Source organism: Dactylosporangium thailandense (genome assembly GCF_059739745.1).
This window is the reverse complement of the sequence record NZ_AP029195.1, coordinates 11,037,446-11,059,660: the sequence shown is the minus strand read 5'-3', so window position 1 is coordinate 11,059,660 and position 22,215 is coordinate 11,037,446. Positions and strand designations below refer to the sequence as shown.

Below are 22,215 nucleotides of genomic sequence, written 5' to 3'. Positions count from 1 at the left end.
CTACCCGGGAACACCTTCCTCTCGCTGCCGCCGGTGGGGTGCCCGCCCGCGGGGCTGTTTCGGGGCCGGCGTGCCGGGGTGCGGGTCGGGAATGGGCAGCGTGACGGGCTCGCCGGCCTTCACCGACACCCGCTCGCCGTGGTGGCGCAGTGCGACCTCGCCCTCGTCCACCGAGTACGTCGCCCGCCCGTGCTCGACCTCCACCCGCAGCACGTCGCCGTGGACGGTGAGCGCGAACTTGAGCCGCTCGATCCGCGCGGGCAGCCGGGGCACGAACGACAGCTCCCCGCCGTAGTCGCGCATCCCGCCGAAGCCGGCCACGATCGCCAGCCAGGTGCCGGCCAGCGAAGCCATGTGCAGCCCGTCGCCCGCGTTGTGCTGCAGGTCATAGAGGTCGACGAAGGCCGCCTCGCCCAGGTAGTCGTAGGCGAGCTCGGTGTGCCCGACCTCGGCCGCCATGACCGCTTGGGTGCACGCCGACAGCGAGGAGTCACGAACCGTGCGCTCGTCGTAGTAGTAGAAGTTGCGGGCCTTCTCCTCCCGCGTGAACGCGTCGCCGCGCCAGTGCATCGCCAGCACGAGGTCGGCCTGCTTGACCACCTGGCGGCGGTACAGGTCGAAGTACGGGTAGTGCAGCAGCAGCGGGTAGTGCTCGGGCGGCGTGTTCGCGAAGTCCCACTCCTGGTGCAGGGTGAAGTTCACCGACTGCTGGTGCACGCCGAGGTCGTGGTCGTAGGGCAGGTGCACCTTCTCCGCCGCGTCGCGCCACGAGGAGATCTCCTCGTCGTCGACCCCGAACTCGCGGGCCTTCTCCGGGTGCCGCTCCGCCGCGTCGGCCGCCGAGCGCAGGTTCTGCTGCGCCATGAGGTTCGTGTAGATGTTGTCGTCGGCGATGGCCGAATACTCGTCCGGCCCGGTCACCCCGTCGATGTGGAACACGCCGTGGCGGTCGTGGTGGCCGAGCGAGCGCCACAGCCGGGCGGTCTCGACCAGCAGCTCCAGCCCCAGGTCGGCCTCGAAGCGGGTGTCGCCGGTCGCCTGCACGTAGCGCACCACGGCCGCGGCGATGTCGGCGTTGACGTGGAATCCGGCGGTCCCGGCCGGCCAGTAGGCCGAGCACTCCTGGCCGCGGATGGTCCGCCACGGGAAGGTGGCGCCCTTGAGCCCCAGCTGCCGGGCCCGGTCGCGGGCCAGGTCGAGCGTGTCGTGGCGCCACCGCAGCCCGTCGCGGGCGACCTGCGGGTGGGTGTACGTCAGCACCGGCAGCACGAAGCTCTCGGTGTCCCAGAAGACGTGCCCGTCGTAGCCGCGCCCGGTGAGCCCCTTCGCCGCGATCGGGCGGGCCTCGGCGCGCGCCCCGGCCTGCATGAGGTGGAACAGCGCGAAGCGGACCGCCTGCTGGATCTCCGCGTCGCCGTCGACCTCCACGTCGGCCTGGGTCCAGAACTGGTCCAGGTAGGTCCGCTGGGCCTTGATCAGCCCGTCCCAGCCGCCGAGCATGGCCCCGGCCACGGCGCCGTGCACCTGGTCGCGGATCGCCTGCCGGGAGCGCTGGCTGGACCAGCCGTAGGCGAGGTACTTCACGATCCGCAGCCGCTGGCCGGGCTGCAGCTCGCAGGCGAACGTGGTGCGGGCCCAGTCCTCGGTGGTCTCGGTCTGCGTGCGCACCGGGACGGGCGCGGTGACCTCGTGGTCCATCTCGGCGCCGAGGCGCAGTCGGCTGGCGTTGGTGCGGTGCAGCAGCTGGGCGTTGAGGTCGCGGACGTACTGCCCCTCGGCGACCAGCGCGTGCCCGAGCGCGGCGGCGACCCGCGGGTCCTTGCTCGGCGTCGGCACCTCCTCGTTGGCCACCAGCTCGGACTGCACGATGACCCGGGCCGGCTGGTCGACCGGCTCGACCTCGTAGAGGAACGCGGCGACCGAGCGCTGCTCCAGCGAGACCAGCCGGACCGTGCGCACCTTGATCCGCTGGCCGGCGGGCGAGGACCAGTCGACGTTGCGCAGCAGGGTGCCGGCGCGCAGGTCGAGCACCCGTTCGTGGCTGTGCAGCCGCCCGTACCGCACGTCGAACGGCTCGTCGTCGACCAGCAGCCGGAAGACCTTGCCGTTGGTGACGTTGAGGATCGTCTGCCCCTCCTCCGGGAAGCCGTACCCGGCCTCGGCGTAGGGCAGCGGGCGCTCCTCGAAGAAGGAGTTGAGGTAGGTGCCGGGCAGGCCGTAGGGCTCGCCCTCGTCCAGGTTGCCGCGCAGCCCCACGTGGCCGTTGGCCAGGGAGAACAGCGACTCGGTCTGGCCCAGCGCGTTGATGTCGAGGCTGGTCTCGCGCACGGCCCACGGCTCGACGGGAAAGGCGCTCATGACTGCTCCCCCAGCAGCTCGCCCAGGTCTCGTACGACCACGTCGGCACCGCTTCGGCGCAGGTCCTCGCCGTGCTCGCCGCCGATCCGGTCGATGCCCACCACGAAGAACCCGCCGGCCCGGCCGGCCGCGACTCCCGCGAGGGCGTCCTCGAACACGGCGGCCCGGGCGGGCTCGACGCCCAGCTCGCGCGCCGCCTCCAGGAACGTGTCCGGGGCCGGCTTGCCCTTGAGCCCGCGCTCGCGGATCGTCACCCCGTCGACCCGGGCCTCCAGCATCGGCGCCAGTCCCGTCGACGTGATGACCTGCAGCGTGTTGGCGCTGGAGCTCACGACCGCCCGGCGCAGTCCGGCCGCCTGCGCGCGCTCCAGGTAGGTCACCGAGGACGGATACGGCTGGAGCCCGCCCTGCTCGAGCAGCTTCAGCAGCAGCTCGTTCTTGCGGTTGCCCAGCCCGTTCACGGTCTGTTCATCTGGCGAGTCGTCGGGGGTGCCCTCGGGCAGGGAGATGCCCCGGGACGTCAGGAAGTCCCGCACGCCGGCCTCGCGGGGCTTGCCGTCCACATAGTCGTTGTAGTCGTGGACCGGGTCGAACTCCCGCAGGCCCCTGGCCTCGAGGAACTCGTTGAAGGTCGCGGTCCAGGCCTTGTTGTGCACCACCGCCGTCGGGGTCAGCACACCGTCGAGATCGAACAGGCACGCGGTCACATGATCCGGTAGACCCAGCACGATCCCGACGTTAGCCGCGAACGGCGAACTCTGCGCGGCGTGCGCGGGGTCGTTAGCCTTCGAGTTGTGACACAACCGCCGGACGAGTCGCCGACCCAGCGGCAGCCGGCCTCCCCCACGTGGGTCGGCTCCGCCTCCGTGCCGTCGGACGGGTCCCGCCGGCGCCGCCAATGGGAGGACACGCTCGACCTCCCGGCCCAGCCGGAGACCCGCCAGATGCCGCCGGTGCCGCGCACCCTGGATCTCCCGGCCGCGCCCGCCCGGCAACGGCCCCCCGAGATCCGCTATGTCCCCGTGGTCCCGCCCGGTTACGGCCCGTTGCCGCCCGGCTACCGCCCCGGCCCGCTGCCGCCCCCGCCGCAGTGGCGCCGCCGGCGTCGCAAGTGGCCGTGGGTGATGCTGTTCCTGCTCGTGCTGTGCGCGGGCTGCTGCGGCGGCTCCTACGCGTGGGCGCGGCCGTGGTGGGTGCAGTATCCGGCCTCGGTGAACGTCGACGCGAGCGTGGCCGGGCTGAGCCGGCTCAACGACGCCGGCACGAAGAAGACGGCCGAGCAGCTGCAGACCGCGCTGACCTCCGATCACCTGGACGAGTCCGGGTTCACGGTGGCGTACCAGGACACGACCGACGGCAAGGCGAAGATCATCGTGTTCGGGGCCACCCGGTTCATCACGAACCCGTCGCGCGACCTCGAGGCCAGCCTGCGCAAGCTGGGCACGAAGATCCAGGTGCAGAACGTGCGCGAGGTCGACCCCGGGATGCTCGGCGGCGAGCAGCGCTGCGCCGCGTCCCGCCTCGACGGCCGCTCGGCCACCGTGTGCGGCTGGGCCGACCACGGGGTGATCGCGATCGCGGTCTTCGCCGGCAAGACCGTCGACGAGGCCTCCCGCTCGATGCAGAGCATCCGGGCGGCGATCGTCACCCGCGACAACTAGACGCGACAACTAGAACAGCCCCGGGGGACGGGTGCTGGGAACACCCGATCCCCCCGGGGCTGCCTGTTGGTGGAGGAAAGTCCCTACGGCAGTGTCGCCAGGTGCGGCTTCACCGTCTTCGCGAAGCCGTTGCCGTTCTTCACGTCCCAGTTGATCGACCAGGTCATCGCGCCGCGGATGCCCGGGTAGGTGTGCGGCGGCTTGAAAGTTCCGCAGTTCGTGCCGACCGCGAGGCAGTCGAGGGCCTGGTTGACCACGGACGGGGAGACCACGCCGCCGCCGGCCGCGCCCGTGCCCGCCGGCAGGCCCAGGGCCACCTGGTCGGGGCGCAGGCCGTTCTCCAGCTGGATGCACGCGAGGGCGGTGATGAAGTTGACCGTGCCCTGCGAGTACGCCTGCATCTGGTCGCAGCCGAGCATGCTGCCGGAGTTGTAGTACTGCGTGTAGACGACGGTCAGGATGTCCTTGATCGACAGGGCGAGGGCGAAGTAGCTGCTGCCCGTGGACTGCATGTCGATCGTCTGCGGCGCCATCGTGATGATGAGGTTCGCGCCGGCCTTGGCCCGCAGGGCGCGCAGGGCCTGCGCCATGTAGGTCGGGTTCAGCCCGTTCTCGAGGTCGATGTCGATGCCGTCGAAGCCGTACTGCTGCATCAGCGCGTAGGCGGTGTTGGCGAAGTTCGTGGCCGACGCCGAGTCCCCGACGCTGACCCGGCCGGTCTCGCCGCCGACGGAGAGGATGACCTTCTTGCCCCGCGAGTGCAGGGTCGCGATGTCCGCCTTCTGGTCCGCGTCGGAGTAGCCGCCGAGCGCGCTGGACAGGCCGGAGTCGGCCGCGTACGTGAGCGCGCCGGGCTGCGAGCCGGCCTCCGCGAACGCCACGTCGATGAGGTCGTACTCGCTGGGCACGTCCCGCAGCCGCAGCGGCGTCGCCGGGTTGACGAAGTTCTGCCAGTACCCGGTCAGGAAGTGCTTGGGCAGCGACCCGGTCGGGGTGGTCGGCGACGTCGACGGCGAGCTGCTCGGCGACGTCGAGGCCGACGGCGAACTGCTCGGCGACTTCGACGGCGAGGCCGAGGCCGAGGGCGACTTGGACGGGGACGGCGTCGTCGGGCCGACCGTGGTCGGGTTGCCGCCGGGGCCGTTCACCGAGAAGTCGTCGGCGGTGTAGGCGGGCTGGCCGTACCAGCCGTGCACGTAGACGCTCGCCGTGGTCTGGCTCGCGCCCGTGGTGAAGGCGACCGACAGCTGCTGGTAGCCGCTGGTGCCCGGGGTCCAGGTGCTGGCGTCGACCCCGCCGGTCACGCCGATGAAGACGTAGGAGCCGTTGACCCAGCCCGACAGGGTGTACTTCGTGTTCGGCTGGACCGAGATCGTCTGCGAGCACTGGGCGGTCGTGCCGCCGGGCGTGCCGGCCAGCTTGTAGGAGCCCGAGTGCGCGGCCCCGGACGTGACCGACGCGGACTCGCAGGTCCAGCCGGAGGCGGAACCGGACTCGAAGCCGGGGTTGGTGAGCAGCTCGGCGGCGGAGGCGGGCAACGCGATCAGGACCCCGGCGAGGGTCAGGACCGCCGCGCCGGCCCCTGCGAGCAGGGTGACATGGCGTGGACGCATGGGCACTCCAGGTGGGGGTGACGTCGATGGGCGTCGACGTGTTCCTCCACGTTCCACGCACCGGAATTTAATGTCAAGGTTTCTTTACTATTTGCTAAGGCTCCCTCGAATACCCGATTCCGTGGCGCGCTATCCTCGGTGTACAGGCTTTGACCCGGCCATCACCGGCGAGCCTCCGGAAGAACGGCCGCCCCGGCAGCCCAGTAGAACCGGACGGACACCGGCCCGTCACAGCCGGCCAACGAGCGGCCGCCGAACGCACGACCCCGGCGGCAAGCGGGGTGGTACCGCGGACCCGAGGGTTCGTCCCCGCGTGGATGCGACACCGACCACGCGAGGAGAGCGACCACCGATGGCCTACCCGATGCACCGCACGGGCACCGGCGTCCCCGCGAGCCCGAACCTCCCCGAAGTCGAGCGCGAGGTCCTGGACTACTGGTCCGGGGACGAGACGTTCCAGGCCTCGGTGGACCAGCGCCCCGCGGGCGACAACGGCTCGAACGAGTTCGTGTTCTACGACGGGCCCCCGTTCGCCAACGGCCTGCCCCACTACGGGCACCTGCTGACCGGCTACGCCAAGGACGTCGTCCCGCGGTACAAGTCCATGAAGGGCTTCCGCGTCGAGCGCCGCTTCGGCTGGGACTGCCACGGCATGCCCGCCGAGGTCGAGGCCGAGAAGCAGCTCGGGATCACCACGAAGGCCGAGATCCTCCAGCTCGGCGTGGACAAATTCAACGCGGCCACCAAGGAGTCCGTGCTGCGTTACACCAGCGAGTGGGAGCGGTACGTCACCCGCCAGGCCCGCTGGGTCGACTTCACCAACGACTACAAGACGCTCGACCTGCCCTACATGGAGAGCGTCATGTGGGCCTTCAAGACCCTGCACGACAAGGGCCTGGTCTACGAGGGCTTCCGGGTGCTGGCCTACTGCTGGCGCTGCGAGACGCCGCTGTCCAACACCGAGCTGCGCATGGACGAGGACGTCTACCGCGACCGGCAGGACCCCGCGCTGACCGTGGCCTTCACGCTGGAGACCGGCGAGAAGATCCTGGTCTGGACGACGACCCCGTGGACGCTGCCCTCCAACCTGGCCATCGCGGTCGGGCCCGAGATCGAGTACGCCCTCTTCGAGGAGGACGGGCAGCGGTACATCCTGGCCGAGTCCCGCCTCGGCGCCTACGAGAAGGAGCTGGCCGGCGCCACCCGGGTCGGGTCGGTCTCCGGGGCCGAGCTCGTCGGCCGGCGGTACACCCCCCTCTTCGGCTTCCTCGCGGACACCCCGAACGCGTTCCAGGTGATCGGGGCCGACTTCGTCACCACCGAGGACGGCACCGGCGTCGTGCACATGGCGCCGGCCTTCGGCGAGGACGACCAGAACGCGTGCGCCACGGTGGGCATCCCGACCGTCGTCACCGTCGACGAGCACACCCGGTTCACCTCGCTGGTCCCGGACTACCAGGGCCTGCAGGTCTTCGAGGCCAACAAGCCGGTGATCCGCGACCTCAAGGCGGCCGGCGTCGTCGTGCGCCACGACAGCTACACGCACTCCTACCCGCACTGCTGGCGCTGCGACACGCCGCTGGTCTACAAGGCCGTCTCGTCCTGGTTCGTGCAGGTCACCGCGTTCCGCGACCGGATGGTGGAGCTCAACCAGCAGATCACCTGGACGCCCGAGCACATCAAGGAGGGCTCGTTCGGCAAGTGGCTGGCCAACGCCCGCGACTGGTCGATCAGCCGCAACCGGTTCTGGGGCTCGCCGATCCCGGTGTGGAAGTCCGACGACCCGCAGTACCCGCGCGTGGACGTGTACGGCTCGCTCGACGAGCTCGAGCGCGACTTCGGCGTGCGCCCGGGCGACCTGCACCGGCCCGAGATCGACAACCTGACCCGGCCCAACCCGGACGACCCGACCGGGCAGTCCGTCATGCGCCGCGTGCCCGAGGTGCTGGACTGCTGGTTCGAGTCCGGCTCGATGCCGTTCGCCCAGGTGCACTACCCGTTCGAGAACGCCGACTGGTTCGAGCACCACTACCCGGGCGACTTCATCGTGGAGTACATCGGCCAGACCCGCGGCTGGTTCTACACCATGCACGTGCTGGCCACGGCGCTGTTCGACCGGCCCGCGTTCAACAACTGCGTGTCCCACGGCATCCTGCTCGGCGAGGACGGGCGCAAGATGTCCAAGAGCCTGCGCAACTACCCGGACGTGTACCGGGTGTTCGACGAGTACGGCTCCGACGCCATGCGCTGGTTCCTGGTCTCCTCGCCGGTGCTGCGCGGCGGGGACATGCCGGTGACGGAGCCGGGCATCCGCGACTCGGTCCGCCACGTGCTGCTGCCGCTGTGGAACGTGTACTACTTCTTCTCCCTCTACGCCAACGCGGACGGGTACACCGCCCGGCGCCGGACCGACAGCGCCGACCTGCTCGACCGGTACGTGCTGGCCAAGACCGGCGAGCTGGTGGCCACGGTCGGGCGGCAGCTGGACGCGTACGACATCTCCGGCGCCTGCGGCACGGTGCGGGCCTACCTCGACGCGCTCACCAACTGGTACGTGCGCCGGTCCCGGGACCGCTTCTGGTCCGGCGACCACGACGCGTTCGACACGCTGTTCACCGTGCTCACCACGCTGGCCCAGGTCGTCGCGCCGCTCGCCCCGCTGACCGCGGAGGAGATCTTCCGTGGGCTGACGGGCGAGCGGTCGGTACACCTGACGGACTGGCCGGCCGCGGAGGACTTCCCGGCCGACCACAGGCTCGTGGCCGACATGGACGCGGTGCGCGAGGTGTGCTCGGCCGCGCTGTCGCTGCGCAAGGCCCGCGGGCTGCGGGTGCGGCTGCCGCTGTCGACGCTGACCGTGGCCACGCCGGACGCCGAGGCGCTGCGCCCGTTCGCCGCGCTCGTCGCCGACGAGGTCAACGTGAAGACGGTCGAGTTCACCGCGGACGTGGCCGCGCACTGCACGCCGGTGCTGACGCTGGTGCCGCGGGTGCTCGGCCCGCGCCTCGGCGGCCAGGTCCAGCAGGTGATCAAGGCGGTCAAGGCCGGCGACTGGAGCCAGGCCGGCGGGGTCGTGACGGCGGGCGGGGTGGAGCTGAGCGAGGGCGAGTACGACCTCAAGCTCGTCGCCGCCGACCCGACCCAGTCCGCGCCCCTGCCCGGCGGCGAGGGCGTGGTCGTGCTCGACAGCACCGTCACGCCGGAGCTCTCGGCCGAGGGCGTGGCCCGCGACCTGGTCCGGGTCATCCAGCAGGCCCGCCGCGACGCCGACCTCAACGTGTCGGACCGGATCGTGGTCGTGGTCGACGGCCCCGAGTCGGTGGCGTCCGCCCTGGCCGTGCACGACTCGTTCGTGGCCGGCGAGACGCTGGCCAACTCGGTCTCGCTGGGCACGCTCATCGACGGCTTCGCGGGCGAGGTCGGCGAGGGCGAGGCCGTCAAGGTGACCGTCACGCCCGTCGGTCGTGCTCTCCCTGGGGCATGACGACGACCATCGTGAGGACCGCCTCCACCGGGCCGCTGTTGCGGTACCGGTGGGGGCGGTCGGCCTGGAAGTCGATGGTCTCCCCCGCCGTCACCCGGTAGGCCGTCCCGTCGATCTCCGTTTCGAGCTCGCCGGCGTGGACGTGGATGATCTCCCGCGTGCGCGGCGTGTGGTCGCCGGAGTCGTGCTCCTCCCCCGGCGCCATCCGCCAGTCCCAGACCTCGACGAACGCGGGATCGTTGACGCCCCGCAGCAGCCGGCCGGTGCCGCCGTCCGGGCCGCGCCACAGCACCGCGGGCTCCTCGGCCCCGACGATCTTCACGACGGGCTCGGGCTCGGCCTCCAGCAGCCGCCCGATGCTCACCCCGAACGACTCCGCGACCCGGCACAGGGTGCCGATGCTCGGGTTCGTGCGGGCGCCCTCGATCTGCACGAGCATGCCCTTGCTCACACCTGAGCGGCTGGCGAGCTCGTCCAGCGACCAGCGTCTGCCCTGGCGAAGGCCCTTCACCTGACGCGCGATCGCCAGCTGGGCGTCCCGCTCGCGGTCGGTCAACATATTTTCCTTCACGGTCATTATTATGGTACGACTAGCGGCATGTTCGCCGTTGCCGATGACGTTCTCGACCTGTGCCGTTCCGTGGGGCACGAGGCTACCGTGCTCGCGGTCCTCGCCGACGGGCTGCGCAACGGCCCCGGCGATCCCGCGCTGCTGCACGACGCCGTCGCGGCCGCGGGCGACCTGGGCGCGCCCCACCCCCACCTGGAGGCGTGGCGGGACGTGTACCGCGCATTCGGCGCCAAGCCCCAGCGCACCCCGTGCTCCGCGGAGGCGTTGCGCAAGCGGGCGGCGAAGGGCGATGTGCCCTCGGTGAACCGGATCGTCGACGCGTACAACGCCGTCAGCATCCGCTTCGCCGTGCCCATCGGCGGCGAGGACCGCGCGGCCCTCGTGGGCACCGAGCGGCTGGTCCGTGCGGCCGGCGACGAGCCCTTCGACGGCGCCCCGGCCGATGACCCCCCTCACCGGGTTTCGGGGGCCGATGAGCCCCCGAAGCCCGGTGAGGTCATCTGGCGCGACGACATCGGCGTGACCTGCCGCCGCTGGAACTGGCGTCAGGGCCGCCGCACCGCCCTGACCCCGGACACGACCTCGGCCGTGTTCCTCCTCGAAGGCCTCGACATCGACCTGCGGCCGGCGGCCGAGCACCTGATCTCCCTGCTGGACGCGGAGTCGGCGACCATCGAGCAACTCGCATGATCGGCATCGCGCTCGCCGTCCTGTCCGGGCTGGTCTGGGGCGTCGGCGACTTCTCCGGCGGCAAGGCCAGCCAGCGGGCCGACTCCCTGCTGGTCGTGGTGATCTCGAAGGCCGTCAGCCTGCCCGCGGTCGCCCTCTATCTCCTCCTCGTTCCCGGCGTCCTGCACGCCCGGGCCCTCGGCTGGGGCGCGGCCGCGGGCGTCTTGGGCGTCCTGGGCATGTTCGTCTTCTACCGCGCACTGGCCGGCGGCGCGATGGCGATCGTCGCCCCCATCAGCGCCGTGACCACCGCCCTGATCCCGGTCGCGTTCGGGCTGGCCGCGGGCGAGCGCCCCGGCACCCTGGCCCTGACCGGCGCCGCCTGCGCGATCGCCGCGATCGGCCTGGTGAGCGCCGCGGGCGGCACCGGCGGCCCGGTCACCGGCAGGCTCGTCGCCCTGGCCCTGCTCTCCGGCGCCGCGTTCGGCCTGTTCTTCACGTGCCTGTCGAGGGCCGGCGACGACGCGGGCCTGTGGCCGATCGCGGGCGCCCAGGTCGCCGCGATCGCGCTCGGCGCCCCGTTCGCCCTGCTCCGCGTGCGCCGCGACGGCCTGCGGCTGGACCCTTCATCGCGGCGCTGGCTGGTGTCCGCCGGGCTGCTCGACATGAGCGCCAACGCGCTGTACGTCCTCGCCGTGACCCGCGGCGACCTGAGCATCATCGCGCCGATCGCCGCCCTGTACCCGGTCTCGACCGTCCTGCTGGCCATGCTCGTCGACCGCGAGCGCCTGCGCCCGATCCAGCTCGCGGGCCTCGGCCTGGCCGCGACCGCCCTGGTCCTCGTCGCCTCCTAGCCTCGGTCCGCCCGGCCTGCGCCGGCGCCGGGTTCCTCGCCCGGATCGCCCTCGACGCCCCAGGCGCGGGGCCGGCCCGGGGCCGCGGGGCGCGGAGCAGGCGCGCGGAGCGCGGACCAGGCGCGCGGGGCGCGGGGCGCGGGGCGCGGAGCGCGGGGCCGGGCCAGGGCGGCGCGAAATCCGAACCTCGTCGCGACTCACATCATCGACCGGACGGGCCTACCCTTCGCCGGGTGGTGTTGCCCACCATGTGACCCGCCCGGCTGCCATTGCCGCGACCGGCCGTTAGAGTGTGCGACAGCGTCGAGTTGAGCCTGGTGGAGGGCATTTGTCCGCGCTCTATGCGGTCGGCAAGATGACCGTGGCACCGACGGTCCGGATTCTCTGGCACCCCAAAATCATCGGCCTCGACAACGTGCCGAAGACCGGCCCAGCGATCCTCGCCAGCAACCACCAGTCGGTGCTCGACTCGGTGATGATGGGCGCCATCGCCCCGCGCAACGTGTACTTCCTGGCCAAAGACCAGTATTTCCGCGGCCCCGGCCTCAAGGGCGCGGCCCTACGCAACATCATGTACGGCCTGAACCAGATCCCGGTCGACCGCTCCGGCGGCCGAGCCAGCCTCCTGGCCCTGGACGCCGCCCTGCCCGTCCTACGCGCCGGCCACGTGCTCGGCATCTTCCCGGAGGGGACGCGCTCGACCGACGGCCGCCTGTACCGCGGCCGCCCCGGCGTGGCCAAGCTCGCCCTGGACGCGCCGGCCCCGATCATCCCGGTCGGCCTGATGGGATTCGACCAGGTCATGCCGGTCGGCGCCAGGCTGCCGAAGCTCGGCCCCAAGGTCGAGGTGCGCATCGGCGAGCCGCTCGACCTGAGCCAATGGCAGGGCGGCGGCGAGGTGGACAGCCGCGCGCTGCGGGAGGTCACCTTGAAGCTCATGAACGCGATTCAGCAGCTGACCGGGCAGGAGTATGTCGGGCGGTACGCGCCGAAGCGGCCCGACCAGATCGCGGCCGCGGAGCCGGACGCCTGAGCTGGGGTTTGCTGGATATGTCGGGCGCTTCGCGCCACAACATGTCCGCATTTTTCTCCTGACGGGGTATTCGGGAATCTAGCGTATTTCTCGACCGATTCCCGCGCCGACGAAAACGACCCCTGGCAGCGCTACAAGCCGTGGCGGCGGCGGCTTGAGCCGCGCGCGACAACGGCGGCCGCAAGCGTGGCGGGCTGCGGCGGCGACCATGAGCCGCGGCCGAGACGGCCGTAGCGCGGCATCGGGGGCACGGCATGAGGCGCGGGCGGAGCGACGCCCGCGCCGGACAACCGCGGCACCAAGCGACGCCCGCGGCGGACAATCACGGCACCAGACGACGCCCGCGGCGGACAACCGCGGCACCGAGCGACGATCGCGGCACCGGACGCGGCACGGCGTGGCGACCGGCGGCCCTGGTCGCGGTCAGAGCCGAAGCTGGGGCCGGAGCCGGAGTCAGGACGGCACTCGCGGCGAATCGGCGCGGCCATCGTCGGCAGATCGAAACCCAACCCTTCGGCAGATCTAAAGCCACCCCATCGGCAGATCGAAAGTGCCCGCGTCGGCAGATCGAAGGCCAACCGGTAGTCTGAACCCGTGCGCCGAGCCGCCGAATACCTGCCCCGCCACGCCGCCGACCTGGTCCTCGATGCCCTCGAAGACACCCGCGTGGTCGTCCTCAACGGCGCCCGCCAGGTCGGCAAGAGCACCCTCGCCGAGCTCGTCCTGCGCCAGCACCCCGGCGGCGTCGCGCGCTTCCTGGACAATCCCGGCACGCGTACGGCCGCCCAGGCCGACCCGATCCGCTTCGTCCAGCACGAGGGGCTCATGCTCATCGACGAGGTCCAGCGCGTGCCCGACCTCTGGCTGGCGATCAAGCACGTCGTGGACCGCGACCCCCGCCCCGGGCGGCTGCTGCTCACCGGCTCCGCCCGCCTCCTCGCCCTGCAGAGCGTGCCCGACGCCCTGCCCGGCCGCTCCGAGACGATCGAGCTCTGGCCGCTCTCCCAGGGCGAGATCGACGGCGCCCCCGACGGGTTCGTCGACGCCGCGTTCCGGCTCGGCCCCGAGCTCACCGCGGCGGCCGCCGAGGCCCCGGACTTCTCCCGCCGCGACGGCCTGGCCCGGGCCCTGCGCGGCGGCTACCCCGAGGCCGTGCGCCGCGAGACTCCCCGCCGGCGGGAGCGCTTCTTCGAGGGCTACCTCGACGACGTCATCACCCGCGACGTGAAACAGGTCGCCGACATCGAGAAGGCCGGCGACATGCGGCGGCTCGTGTCGCTGCTGGCCGCCCAGACCGCGGGCCTGCTCAACGTGAACCGGCTCGCCGGCGAGCTGAGCCTGTCCGCGCCGACGGTCCGGCGATACGTCGAGATCCTCGAGACCATCTACCTGATCCGCCTGATCCCGGCCTGGTCCGCGAACGCCACGACCCGGACGGTGGCCACCCCGAAGGTCGTCTTCGTCGACCCCGGCCTCGCCGGGTTCCTGTCCACCGGCGCGACCGGCGGCATGCCCGAGGGCGGCCTGATCGAGAACTTCGTGGTGAGCGAGCTGGCCCGCCAGCTGACCTGGGCGCGCAGCTCGATCCGCCTGTTCCACTACCGCGACCGCGACCAGTACGAGGTCGACGCCGTCCTCGAGGACAACGCCGGCAATGTGGTCGCGATCGAGGTGAAGGCGGCCGAGACCGTCCGGGCCGAGGACTTCCGCGGGCTGCGGCTGCTCCAGCGGCGGCTGGGCGATCGCTACCGGGCGGGCTTCGTCCTGTACTGCGGCACCGAGCCCCTCAGCTTCGGCGACGGCCTCGGTGCTCTGCCGATCTCGGCCCTGTGGACGACGCCGCCCGACTGAACCGCCGGGTTACCGGAAATCGCTCCGGGCCGATTACATACGATCGACCTCGGCAAATGTCGTCGGCATCCGATCAACGACGGCGCAGAAATACCCGGATTGTGCCCGGCCGCGCCAGCGTGCCGGAGACTTCCGTTTCGGTAATGATCAGGCATAGCCTGGTGTCAGTCGTCTGGGGAGGTCGACTTGCCGTCCAGCAACCGTGCGTCATCGAGCGACAGCCGGAACCTGGTCATCCTGTTGATGGTGGTGATCGGCGGGTTCCTGGCTTTCTGCGGCCTGGGCATGTCGAGCCCGCTCGTCATCGCGCTCGGCGTGATCGTGGCCCTGGCCGGCCCGGTGATGATCGCTGTCGTCAACAATCGCAACAAGGTCCGGCTGTACGTCCAAGGCACCGCCGTCGTCGAAGAGATCACGGCCCGCCCGACCCAGGAGGGGCGCTCGGCCCGCGGCCGGCTGAAGCTCACCATCACCGCGACCGGTATCCGGGGCGTGACCGTCAGCGGCACCGACCCCGCCATTCCGATCGAGAAGTGGCCGGAGCGCGGCGCGACCCTGCCCGTGCAGGTGCTCAAGGGCGCCCCGCGCAAGTTCACGGTGCTGTGGGAACGCGTCCAGACGCACCAGGAGGTCGTCCTCGCCGAGCAGCGCCGCCCCGCCGACGACATCGAAGACGACTACAGCGCCCTGAACGCCCAGCTGGACAAGGCCCGCCAGGACATCTACGACCCCGACGAGCCCTACCGCCGCCCGGGCACCTACCTCCCGCCCGACAACTCGACCACGCTGACCGACCTCCCCCCGGTCAAGGCCGAGACCGCCGACGCGCGGGTGGCGACGGTCGCCCCGCCCGCTCCCGCCGAAGCCGAGCAGATCCCGGACGCGGCGGCCGGCCGCCCGTCGCTGCGCGGCTACTTCGGCTTCCCGACCCGCCAGAGCAAGCCCCGCCACGCCGCGGGCGGTGGCGGTCCGGCCCACCGCACCGACGAGCCGATGGGCGCGGCCACGACCTTCCCCCCGCCGGCCGCCGCCGAACCCGAGACCGCCACCGCGGAGCCGAAGGCCGAGCCGATGATCGGGCCGGGGGGCGAGCCAGGGGCCGAGCCGAAGATCGGGCCGGGGGCCGAGCCGAAGACCGGGCCCGGGGCTGAGCCCGGTGCCGAGCCGAAGACTGAGGCGAAGACCGGGTCGGAGGCCGAGTCGGAGGCCGAGTCGGAGACGACCGAGGAGGCCGCCGCGGCGGAGTCCTGGCCGGAGCCGACCGAGACCCGCCCGACGGTCATCGGCGAGGAGGACGAGCCGATCATCATGCGGCTCCGTTCCACCCCGCGCCCCGGCGGCAGCCAGCACCGCCGCCCCAGCCCGCACCCGCGCTCGGGCGCGCACGACCGGGTCCGCCGCAGCCGCCCGGGACGCACCCGCCCGGTCACGCCGGAGCCACCGGCGCTCCCCGAGGCCCTCGCGGCGGCACAGGCCGAGCCGATTCCCGCGATCCCGGACGAGCAGGCCGAACCTCAGGCGGTCCTGGACACCACGCAGGCCGAGCCGATCCCCGCGACCCCGGACGAGCAGGCCGAGCCCGCAGCGGCCCTGGACACACGGACCGGACCGCTCTGGGCCGAGAACGTCCACGCCGAAACCGTCGACGCCGAGGCGGAGGGGACGACCGAGGACCCGCGGGGAAAGCCGGGGGCGTACACGATCCCGGAGTCCGGCTCGATGGTCCCCGCCCCGCAGGCCGACCCCGAGGTCGAATGGTGGACGAGCGCGGACGAACCGCGCCCCGCCGCCGCGTACTACCCCGACCGCGAGTCCGAACTCCCCCCGACCCGCGGCACGCACACCGATCCCCCCGTCATCGAAGGCGAGCTGGCAGACCCCCAACCCGAAACAGACCCCCAGCCCGAAACAGACACCCAGCCCGAAGCAGACACCCGACCCGAAGCAGACCGCCGACCCGAAGCAGACACCCAGCCAGAAGCGGAAGCCGAGACCCAAGAGGAGCGCACCGGCTCCGCGTGGTCGGTCAACGGCAAGGGCCTCTACAGCGCCCCGCCTGTCCTCCGCGCCCCCGCCGGCGAGGACGACGACGAGGAGCCGGTGTCCCCCGATCCGTACGCGTCGGAGCACTACCTCCCGGACGACGGAAGCAACGGGAGCAACCACAGCAACGGAAGCGGCCGCGGCGATGAGGACGGCGAGGACGCCGACGCGCTCGAGGAGCAGCCGCTCAGCGAGGGCGCCGTGGCCGAGTTCCTGGCCGCCGGCCCGCGCCGCCAGCAGACCACGCCCCTCGACGGCGTCAACGGTGTCAGCATCACGCTCATCGTGTCCGACCTGCAGCGCTCTCGCCGCTTCTACCGCGACACCCTCGGCCTGACCGAGCTCGACAGCGGCGAGACCAGCGCCGTGCTCGAGACCGGCACCGCGCGGGTCGTGCTGCGCCGCGTCGCCGACATGCCGCCCGTCGACCGCCGCGTGGTGCACCTGAACCTCGACGTGCCGGACGTGTACGACGCCTACGAACGCCTCCGCGAGCAGGGCGTCGACTTCGTCCACCGGCCCCGCACGGTGCCGCAGGGCGAGCAGCTGGAGCTGTGCTCGGCGACCTTCCGAGACCCGGACGGCCACGCGATCGCCCTGACGCGCTGGGAGCTACGCCGCTGAGCAAAGCGCGCTGGGAGCTACGCCGCTGAGCAGAGCACGCTGGCAGCTACGACGCTGAGCAGAGCACGCTGGAAACAGCGCGCGAGAGAGCTAAGACGCTGAGCAGAGCACGCCGGAAACAGCGCGCGAGAGAGCTAAGACGCTGAGTAGAGCCGGCCCAGCGCCGCCGCGTCGGCGATCATGAGCGAGCGCAGTTCGGGCGGCGCGACCACCTCGAGGTCCGGCCCGAACCGTGCGAAGGCGACCCGCGCGTGCTCCAGCGACTCGATCGGCACGTCCACCCGCACCCAGCCGTCGCCCGAGTCCACGGCCGACTCGCGCAGCGCCCGTTGCGCGACCGGCCCGAGCAGGAACCACAGCGAGACCGCCCGAGGCGACAGCCGCACCGTGGCCGAACCCCCGGCATAGAGCGTCGACTGCAGCCGGTCGGAGAACTCCAGCCAGTACCGGCGAAGATCGAAGTCGGCCGGGCGCGTGAAGTGCTCGTCGGTCAGGGCGAGCGACGAGATCCGCGAGACCCGATAGGCGTTCGTCCGCGAGCGGCCGACCGCGACCACGTACCACGCGGTGCCCTTGAGCACGAGCCCCAGCGGCGAGACCAGGCGCGACACGGAAACGCCGTCCCACTTCTGGTACGACATCTGGATCCGGCGCTGCTCCCAGACGGCCGTCGCGACCGTGTCGAGGTGCGGCGGCGCCTCCGGATCGCGGAACCAGCCCGGGGCGTCGACGTGGACGCGCTGCTGCACGCGCCCGGCCATCGTGCGCTGCTCGGCCGGCAGGGCCGCCAGCAGCTTGAGCCGCGCCGCGTCGAGCATCGGCCCGAGCCCGAGATCCCCGGCCGTCGCCCCGCTGCCGGCGAGGAAGAGCGCGGCCGCCTCATCGCTGGTCAGCCCCGTGAGACTGGTTCGGTACCCGTCCAGCAGCGCGAACCCGCCAGCCGGACCACGATCTGCGTACACGGGCACGCCCGAGGCGGACAGGGCCTCGATATCGCGGTACACCGTGCGCACCGACACCTCGAGCTCGTCCGCGATCTGCTGCGCGGTCAGCCGGCCCCGGGTCTGCAACAGCAGCAGCGTCGACAGGAGCCGGCTGGCGCGCATCAGTCGGGCTTGTTCGCGTAGACGGATCGGCGCACGTAGAGCGCGTACAGCCAGGCCGGCCCGAACACGAGCCCGAGCGCGAGCAGCGACCAGTGCAGGAACCCGCCCGCGAGCAGCACGACCTGCACGACCAGCCCGGCGATCCACGCCCACGTGCGCTTCATGAACCCGCACAGCAGGAAGCACACGACCGCGAGCGCCGCGCACACCCAGATCGCCCCGGTGGTGTTCCCGTGGCCGAGCTTCGCGAGCGGGAGGAGGGCCAGCAGCAGTACGACACCCTCGACGGCGAGGCCCGCGGCCCCGACGCCCCGCACGGCCGCGCCCGGGTTCTTCAGTCCGGCGGGCGAGCTCATCGCTTCAGCAGCCCGCGCGCGTCGGCCACGGTCACGACCGAGCCGGTGACGAGAATCCCGACGGTGCCGGGCACGGCGTTGTCGCTCTCGGCGAGCGTGACGGCCGCGTCGATCGCGTCCGGCAGGTCCGGCACGACCCGCACCCGATCCCCGCCGTAGAGCTCCTCGGCGATCTGCGCCAGCTGGGCGACCGGCATCGCGCGCGGCGAGCTGTTGCGGGTCACCACGATGCTCTCCGTGATCGGCTCCAGCAGCTCCAGCATGCCCTCGACGTCCTTGTCGGCGAGGGCCGCGACGACCGCGACGAGCCCGCTGAACGCGAACTCCTCGGTCAGCGCCCGGACCGTGGCCTGCATGCCGTGCGCGTTGTGGGCCGCGTCGAGCAGGATCGGCGGCGAGTTGCGCACCCGCTCCAGCCGCCCGGGCGACGTGGCCCCGGCGAACCCGTCGCGCACCGACTCGGCGTTGAGCGCCCGCTCGGAGCCCGCACCCAGGAACGCCTCGACCGCCGCCAGCGCGATGGCCGCGTTCTGCGCCTGGTGCTCGCCGTGCAAGGGCAGGAAGATTCCCTCGTACACCCCGGAGAGCCCCTGCAGCGTGAGCACCTGCCCGCCGACGGCGAGATCGCGGTTGACCACCCCGAACTCGCGCCCCTCCCGGGCCACGGTCGCCCCGACCTCGGCGCAGCGCTCCAGAATCGGCCGCATCGCCTCCTCGGGCTGCAACGCGCAGATGAGCGTCGAGCCCTTGTGCACGATCCCGGCCTTGGCCCACGCGATCTCCTCGATCGTGTCCCCGAGCCACTCGATGTGGTCGAGGCCGATCGGCGTGATCACCGTGGTCTGGGCCTGCAGCACGTTCGTCGAGTCGTCCGCGCCGCCGAGGCCGACCTCGACCACGGCCACGTCGACGGGCGCGTCGGCGAACGCCGCGAACGCCATCGCCGTGGTCATGTCGAAGTACGTCAACGGGGCACCAGACTCAGCCGCTGCGGTGGCGTCGAGGTACTCGGCCAGCGGCGCCACCTCCTCGTACACCTCGACGAACTTCTCCTCGCTGATCGGCTCGCCCTCGATGCTGATCCGCTCGGTGATGCTCTGCAGGTGCGGGCTCGTGTACCGCCCCGTCCGCAGCCCGTGCGCCCGCAGCAGCGAGTCGATCATCCGGGCCGTCGACGTCTTGCCGTTCGTGCCGGTCAGGTGGATCGCCGGGTACGCCCGCTGGGGGCTGCCGAGCGAGTCGAGCAGCCCCTCGATGCGCGACAGGTCGAACACCATGCGAGTGAACCCGCGGGCGTTCAGCTCCTGGTCGACCTCCGTGAACCGGGTCACTGCAACGCGTCCAGCTGCGCAGAGATACGTGTGAGATCGGCCTCGGCCGCCTCCAGCCGCTCCCGGATCTTGGCCACCACCGCCTCCGGGGCCTTGCCGGTGAAGGCCGGGTTGCCGAGCTTCGCCCGGCACTGCGCCGCCTCCTTCTCCGCCGCCGCCTGGTCCTTCGTGAGCCGGGCCCGCTCGGCCGCGACGTCGATCGCGCCCCGGGTGTCGAGCTCCACGGTGACCCCCACGCCGACGGCCAGCTTCGCCGTCGCCGCGAAGTCCCCGCCGGCCGCGTCGAGCCGGGCCAGGGACCGGATCAGCCCCTCGTGCGCGGCCAGGCCGGCCGCGTCCAGCCCCTCGAGCCGGGCCACCACCCGCTGCGCCGGCTTCACGCCCTGGTCGGCGCGGAACCGGCGCACCTCGGTGACGACCCGCTGCAGGTTCTCGACCTCGCGCTCGGCCGAGTCGTCGGCGAGCTCCTTGTCCGGCGTCGGCCACTCGGCGCGGACCACGGTCGGCCGGCCGGTGAGCGTCGTCCACAGCTCCTCGGTCACGAACGGCATGATCGGGTGCAGGAGCCGCTGCAGGCTCTCCAGCACGTGCCCCAGCACCCGGCGGGTGCGCGCCTTGGCCGCCTCGTCGTCGCCGGTCAGCACCGGCTTGGTCAGCTCCAGATACCAGTCGCAGACGTCGTCCCAGGCGAAGTGGTACAGCGTGTCACACACCTTCGCCAGCTCGAACGCCTCGAACTGCTGGTCGACCTCGCCGATCACGTGCTGCAGCCGGGACAGGATCCAGCGGTCGACGGTGCTCAGGTCCTCCGTGGGCAGCTCGCCCTCGACGGTGGCGCCGTTGGCCAGCCCGTAGCGCGTCGCGTTCCACAGCTTGTTGGCGAAGTTGCGGGCGCCCTGCACCCACTCCTCGCTCACCGGCACGTCCGCGCCCGGGTTCGCCCCGCGCAGCAGCGTGAACCGGGTCGCGTCGGCGCCGAAGCGCTCGATCCAGTCCAGCGGGTCGACGACGTTGCCGAAGGACTTCGACATCTTCTTGCCGTACTGGTCGCGGACCATGCCGTGCAGCATCACGACGTCGAACGGCTGCCGCCCGTCCATCGCGTACAGACCGAACATCATCATCCGGGCGACCCAGAAGAACAGGATGTCGTACCCCGTGACGAGCACGCTGGTCGGATAGAACTTCGCGAGGTCCGGGGTCTCGTCGGGCCAGCCGAGCGTCGAGAACGGCCACAGCGCCGAGCTGAACCACGTGTCGAGCACGTCGGCGTCCTGGGTCCAGCCGTCGCCGGCCGGCACCTCGTCGTCCGGGCCCACGCACACGACCTCGCCGTTCGGGCCGTACCACACCGGAATCCGGTGCCCCCACCACAGCTGCCGCGAGATGCACCAGTCGTGCATGTTGTCGACCCAGCCGAAGTACCGCTTCGTGAGCTCCGGCGGCTCGACCCGCACCCGCCCGTCGCGCACCGCGTCGCCCGCGGCCCGGGCCAGCGGCTCGGTGCGCACGAACCACTGCAGCGACAGCCGCGGCTCGACCGTCGTGTTGCAGCGCGAGCAGTGCCCGACCGCGTGCATGTACGGCCGCTTCTCCGCGACGATCCGGCCCTCCGCGCGCAGCGCCCCGACGACCGCCGGCCGCGCCTCGAACCGGTCCAGGCCCAGGAAGGGCCCGTGGACCGTGATCACGCCGTGCTCGTCCATGATCGTGAGGCTCGGCAGGTCGTGGCGCTGGCCGATCTCGAAGTCGTTCGGGTCGTGCGCCGGGGTCACCTTGACCGCGCCGGTGCCGAACGCCGGGTCGACGTGCGCGTCCGCGACGATCGGAATCCGCCGCCCGGTCAGCGGCAGCTCGACCTCGGTGCCGATCAGGTGCTGGTACCGCTCGTCGTCCGGGTGCACCGCGACCGCCGTGTCGCCGAGCATCGTCTCGGCGCGCGTGGTCGCCACGACGATCGCGTTCTCGCCGTCGCCGTAGCGGATCGACACGAGCTCGCCGTCGTCGTCGGAGTGCTCGACCTCGATGTCACTCAGCGCGGTCAGGCACCGCGGGCACCAGTTGATGATGCGCTCGGCCCGGTAGATGAGCCCGTCGTCGAAGAGCCGCTTGAAGATCGTCAGCACGGCCCGCGACAGGCCCGCGTCCATGGTGAACCGCTCGCGGCTCCAGTCCACGGAGTCCCCGAGCCGCGTCATCTGCCCCAGGATCTTGCCGCCGGACTCCTGCTTCCACTGCCACACGCGCTCGACGAACGCCTCGCGGCCCAGGTCGTGCCGGGACTGCCCGTCGGCGGCCAGCTGCCGCTCCACCACGTTCTGGGTGGCGATGCCGGCGTGGTCCATGCCGGGCAGCCAGAGCGTCTCGTACCCCTGCATCCGCTTGCGCCGCGTCAGGGCGTCCTGGACCGAGTGGTCGAGCGCGTGGCCGATGTGCAGGGAGCCGGTGACGTTCGGCGGCGGGAGCACGATCGAGAACGGCGGCTTGTCGCTTCCCGCGTCCGCCTTGAACAGACCGTCGGCTACCCATTGCTCATACCGCCGCTGCTCGACCTCGCCAGGGGCATACTGAGCCGAGAGCTCCGGGGTTGCGTGCCCCGTGCGTGGAGTATCCGTCACATGCAAAGTCTAGAACTGTCGCGCAGGGGGTCTACGCTCGCCA

Annotated in this window: 15 protein-coding genes; 7 read left to right on the top strand and 8 right to left on the bottom strand. The window is 71.9% G+C overall.

Annotation, left to right across the window (positions count from 1 at the left end; all coding sequences use genetic code 11):
- Positions 1–2,358: a glycoside hydrolase family 65 protein gene (locus AC6JBM_RS49575; RefSeq protein ID WP_497980500.1), complete on the bottom strand. Its 2,358-nt coding sequence runs from the start codon at positions 2,356–2,358 to the stop codon at positions 1–3.
- On the bottom strand, positions 2,355–3,086 hold the full coding sequence (locus AC6JBM_RS49570) for a beta-phosphoglucomutase family hydrolase (protein ID WP_497980499.1): 732 nt from the start codon (positions 3,084–3,086) through the stop codon (positions 2,355–2,357). Before AC6JBM_RS49570 ends, AC6JBM_RS49575 begins: the two co-directional genes overlap by 4 nt.
- Before the next feature lie 66 nt (positions 3,087–3,152).
- Here AC6JBM_RS49570 and AC6JBM_RS49565 point away from each other — a divergent pair, with 66 nt between their 5' ends.
- The gene (locus AC6JBM_RS49565) at positions 3,153–4,019 is read left to right on the top strand and encodes a hypothetical protein (RefSeq protein ID WP_497980498.1); all 867 of its coding nucleotides are present in this window, start codon (positions 3,153–3,155) and stop codon (positions 4,017–4,019) included.
- Between the two features lie 83 nt (positions 4,020–4,102).
- Here AC6JBM_RS49565 and AC6JBM_RS49560 read toward each other — a convergent pair whose 3' ends face one another.
- Positions 4,103–5,632 carry a chitinase gene (locus AC6JBM_RS49560; protein ID WP_497980497.1) on the bottom strand — a complete coding sequence of 510 codons (1,530 nt, stop codon included), beginning with the start codon at positions 5,630–5,632 and terminating at the stop codon, positions 4,103–4,105.
- Positions 5,633–5,984: 352 nt separating this feature from the next.
- Here AC6JBM_RS49560 and ileS point away from each other — a divergent pair, with 352 nt between their 5' ends.
- Positions 5,985–9,116 (top strand): isoleucine--tRNA ligase, encoded by a 3,132-nt coding sequence (ileS, locus tag AC6JBM_RS49555; protein WP_497980496.1) that lies wholly within the window; start codon positions 5,985–5,987, stop codon positions 9,114–9,116.
- Here the strand turns inward: ileS and AC6JBM_RS49550 are convergent.
- Positions 9,082–9,687 (bottom strand): helix-turn-helix domain-containing protein, encoded by a 606-nt coding sequence (locus AC6JBM_RS49550; RefSeq protein WP_497980495.1) that lies wholly within the window; start codon positions 9,685–9,687, stop codon positions 9,082–9,084. The genes ileS and AC6JBM_RS49550 overlap by 35 nt on opposite strands.
- Positions 9,688–9,714: 27 nt before the next feature.
- Here AC6JBM_RS49550 and AC6JBM_RS49545 point away from each other — a divergent pair, with 27 nt between their 5' ends.
- The 5 genes from AC6JBM_RS49545 (at position 9,715) to AC6JBM_RS49525 (ending at position 16,761) form a co-directional block, all read left to right on the top strand.
- Positions 9,715–10,377 (top strand): B3/B4 domain-containing protein, encoded by a 663-nt coding sequence (locus AC6JBM_RS49545; RefSeq protein ID WP_497980494.1) that lies wholly within the window; start codon positions 9,715–9,717, stop codon positions 10,375–10,377.
- Positions 10,374–11,210 carry an EamA family transporter gene (locus AC6JBM_RS49540; protein ID WP_497980493.1) on the top strand — a complete coding sequence of 279 codons (837 nt, stop codon included), beginning with the start codon at positions 10,374–10,376 and terminating at the stop codon, positions 11,208–11,210. The genes AC6JBM_RS49545 and AC6JBM_RS49540 overlap by 4 nt, the downstream gene beginning before the upstream one ends.
- 328 nt (positions 11,211–11,538) lie before the next feature.
- A complete protein-coding gene (locus AC6JBM_RS49535; protein WP_350619408.1) occupies positions 11,539–12,243 on the top strand; it encodes a lysophospholipid acyltransferase family protein in 705 nt (234 codons plus the stop codon).
- Positions 12,244–12,837: 594 nt separating this feature from the next.
- Positions 12,838–14,094: an ATP-binding protein gene (locus tag AC6JBM_RS49530; RefSeq protein WP_497980492.1), complete on the top strand. Its 1,257-nt coding sequence runs from the start codon at positions 12,838–12,840 to the stop codon at positions 14,092–14,094.
- A gap of 243 nt (positions 14,095–14,337) precedes the next feature.
- Positions 14,338–16,761 carry a VOC family protein gene (locus AC6JBM_RS49525; RefSeq protein ID WP_497980491.1) on the top strand — a complete coding sequence of 808 codons (2,424 nt, stop codon included), beginning with the start codon at positions 14,338–14,340 and terminating at the stop codon, positions 16,759–16,761.
- Positions 16,762–16,895: 134 nt separating this feature from the next.
- Here the strand turns inward: AC6JBM_RS49525 and AC6JBM_RS49520 are convergent, their stop codons facing one another.
- Genes AC6JBM_RS49520 through AC6JBM_RS49505 form a run of 4 tightly spaced genes read right to left on the bottom strand, consistent with a single transcriptional unit; the run spans position 16,896 to position 22,172 of the window.
- A complete protein-coding gene (locus AC6JBM_RS49520; RefSeq protein ID WP_497980490.1) occupies positions 16,896–17,867 on the bottom strand; it encodes a helix-turn-helix transcriptional regulator in 972 nt (323 codons plus the stop codon).
- Entirely contained in the window at positions 17,867–18,223 is a 357-nt protein-coding gene (locus AC6JBM_RS49515; protein WP_497980489.1) for a DUF4233 domain-containing protein, read from the bottom strand. Before AC6JBM_RS49515 ends, AC6JBM_RS49520 begins: the two co-directional genes overlap by 1 nt.
- Positions 18,220–19,500 (bottom strand): bifunctional folylpolyglutamate synthase/dihydrofolate synthase, encoded by a 1,281-nt coding sequence (locus tag AC6JBM_RS49510; protein ID WP_497986714.1) that lies wholly within the window; start codon positions 19,498–19,500, stop codon positions 18,220–18,222. The genes AC6JBM_RS49515 and AC6JBM_RS49510 overlap by 4 nt, the downstream gene beginning before the upstream one ends.
- 50 nt (positions 19,501–19,550) lie before the next feature.
- Complete coding sequence (locus tag AC6JBM_RS49505; protein WP_497980488.1) at positions 19,551–22,172, bottom strand: valine--tRNA ligase; 2,622 nt, start codon at positions 22,170–22,172, stop codon at positions 19,551–19,553.
- Between the last annotated feature and the right edge of the window lie 43 nt (positions 22,173–22,215).